This is a genomic window from Streptomyces spinoverrucosus, assembly GCF_006539505.1.
Lineage (GTDB): Bacteria > Actinomycetota > Actinomycetes > Streptomycetales > Streptomycetaceae > Streptomyces > Streptomyces spinoverrucosus.
The window spans coordinates 1-2,761 of sequence record NZ_BJND01000155.1 but is presented as its reverse complement, the minus strand read 5'-3'; the positions used below and the strand labels follow the sequence as shown (position 1 = coordinate 2,761).

At 64.7% G+C, this 2,761-nt stretch carries 2 protein-coding genes; both read left to right on the top strand.

The features are described 5' to 3' along the window. The first annotated feature begins 295 nt into the window (after nt 1-295). Complete coding sequence (locus SSP24_RS42185) at nt 296-1,207, top strand: WD40 repeat domain-containing protein (RefSeq protein ID WP_141316528.1); 912 nt, start codon at nt 296-298, stop codon at nt 1,205-1,207. Nucleotides 1,208-1,573: 366 nt separating this feature from the next. Further along, the gene (locus SSP24_RS42180) at nt 1,574-2,644 is read left to right on the top strand and encodes an MFS transporter (protein ID WP_229865314.1); all 1,071 of its coding nucleotides are present in this window, start codon (nt 1,574-1,576) and stop codon (nt 2,642-2,644) included. Nucleotides 2,645-2,761: the final 117 nt, after the last annotated feature.

The following is a 2,761-nucleotide window of genomic DNA, read 5'->3' as shown; positions in this document are numbered from 1 at the left end:
TGCTGGCCGAACTGCCGTTGACGTAGTGGAAAGGCGCGGTGCGGCGGCCAAAGGGTGACAGCCACGGTCTGTCCGGGCGCTGGTCCGGGCCGCTACCGATGGCTCCGCCCACGACGGCCACAACTCCTGCAATCCACGGGGTACTTTCACCGGCCGTGCCGATCACCGTAGGGAAACGAGAAGAGCCCTTGGTGCCGGAGCCCGAGAGGTGGGAATAGGCGGACGTCGTTGAGAGGGATGAAAATGCGGAAACTAGTGTGGCAGGAGATCGCGAATATCTCTCCAGGACTTGGACATGTCGTGGGACCCCTGGCTTGGGGCTGGCCACGACGACCAGCCACTTCTCTTCCTCACCGCGCACGACGGCTCGATGATCGGCCGTTGGGATATCGAAACCGGCCAAAATGTCTGGCGCGACGGCGATGGTGTGTCCTGCTGCAACGACGGGGTGTTGGTACGGTTGCCTGATGGGATCATGTCCTTGGTAATCGCCACCGAGGACGGCATTGAGTGGTGGGATGCCCTGAGGGGACAGCATCGCCCGGAGATGACATGGGATGGCTGGACCATCTGTGCTTTGACCGTCGGAGCAATGCCCGACGGCAGGCCTGTAGTTTTCGGCGCGGGTCAGAACGGTGCCGTGTATCGGTGGAATGGGAGTGACGGCCAACTGCTAGGGGCGTCCGATGAAAAGGACGAGCCATGCAGCATGATGGCAGTGGCTTCCGTCCCCGTGCCGGGCGGGGCTGGGGTGATCGTATCCGGTGACGAGGTCGGCCAAATCTGGCGTTGGGATCCGACGAGTGGCGACCAGGTAGGGGAGCCGATCATGGCGCATGCGTCCCAAGTTCGGATCATTGAGCCGCTGCCTCTCGTTGGGGAGCCATTGTTCGCCTCGAGCGATCAGGAGGGTGTCCTGCGGCGGTGGAGTGCTCTTACCGGTGCACCAGTTGGCCCGCCGATCGAAACCGGAACGGAGGTGTACGCGCTTACATCGGCGCGCGTGGGCAGGTGGGGGACGTTGTTTTCCGCTGGCGCTGACGAAATCGTCCGCGCGTGGGACGCGTACACCGGGGAGCCAATTGACTTTTCCGTCCCCGGTGTGGTCGCGAGCGCCCTTACCCAGCCGGATGGAACAGCCCTCCTGGCGACGGGCACGGCTCAAGGGAACGTCATCGTCCGCGTATGTGGCTTCGACATCAGTTAAAAGACAAGTTCAGTTCCTGTTCCAGATCCGGGCTGTCGTCGGCCAGATGGGCGCGAAGCACACACCTGGCGTGGTCCCTGGCGCGGGTAGCGTTGCCCTGGCCTGGGGAGGGAAGACGCTAGTGCCTGCGAAGAGGAACCGTTGGGGTGTACTGGCGCAGCGGGACTTCCGTCTGCTGTGGGTCGGTGAAACAGCGAGCGGTCTGGGGAACGGGATCACCACGGTGGCACTGCCCCTCGTGGCGGTGATCGCCTTGCAGGCTACGGCTCTGGAGGTGGGTCTCCTCGCTGCGGCCGTGTGGCTTCCGTGGCTGATTGTGGGGCTACCGCCGGCGCCTGGGTCGACCGGTTACCCAGACGCCGCATCATGATCGTTTGCAATCTCGTGTCGGCCACGATGTACGCGAGTGTGCCCATCGCGGGCTGGCTCGACCAGTTGACGCTCACGCATCTGTTCATCGCGGCACTCGCCTGCGGCACCTCGGCCGTGTTCTTCAACACGGCTTGCCACGCGTACGTTCCGGTCATCCTGGCAAAGCAAGATCTCGCGGACGGTAACGCCAAGCTGCACGTGAGTGAAGCGGGCACTCGAGTGTTGGGCAGGAGTGCGGCTGGCTTTACGGCCCAGGCCCTCGGCGTGACGGGGGGACTGCTGCTGGATGCCCTGACCTTCCTTGTCTCCACCGTGTGCCTGCTCGGCATCCGAATTCGCGAGGAGAAGCCCGGACGTCAGGCAGGGGCAACGGGTCTGATCCGGGAGATAGCCGTCGGGCTGCGCTTCCTCAGCCGTGACCCGTATTTGCGGCCCATCGTGGTCTACGGCGCCACCCTCAATCTCCTGCTGATGGGCTACCAGGCCGTTCAGGTCATCTTCCTGGTCCGGACGATCGGTGTCAGCGCCGGCACCGTAGGCCTGCTCGTCATGTGTGCCAGCCTTGGCGGAGTCTTGGGAGCATTGCTTGCGCCTCGTCTTTGTCGCCTATGGGGCAACGGACGCGCCCTAGTGCTCACTCAAGCCCTGGCCTGCCCCTTTGCGCTGCTTCTGCCCCTCACCACCCCTGGCCTGGGCCTGTTGTTGTTCGCCTCGGGAGCATTCGTGCTCGGCGTCGGGGTGTCCGTAGGCAACGTCGTCGTGGGCACGTTCCGCCAGAGCTATTGTCCGCCGCATCTGCTGGGGCGTGTCTCATCGGCCTCCATGGCCACCAACCAAGGCACGATCGCGATCGGCTCGGCTCTCGGCGGCATCCTCGGATCGGCCATCGGCATTCGCCCGACCATGTGGGTGGTGACGGCGCCCTTGGCTCTCACCTGGCTGCTCCTGGCGCTCAGCCCTGCGGGCAAGGCTCGCGAGCTGCCGCTCGCCGTCAGCCCGGAACATCACAACGGCCGGTCAGCTGGTGCTGCTTCTCCGCCTGGAGCTGCCGAAGGGCAACCGTAGGCCACGGAGCCGAGCTTGAGCGCCGTCGACTTGGACGTCCGCCACTACACGCATGATGACCTGCCGGAGATCCGGCAAATGCTCGTCGGCATCCACGTGGACGCACAGGGCGAAGCG

Coding starts and splice junctions, on each gene's coding strand:
- SSP24_RS42180 (WP_229865314.1), top strand. CDS start 1,574: ATGATCGTTTGCAATCTCGTGTCGGCCACGATGTACGCGAGTGTGCCC.
- SSP24_RS42185 (WP_141316528.1), top strand. CDS start 296: ATGTCGTGGGACCCCTGGCTTGGGGCTGGCCACGACGACCAGCCACTT.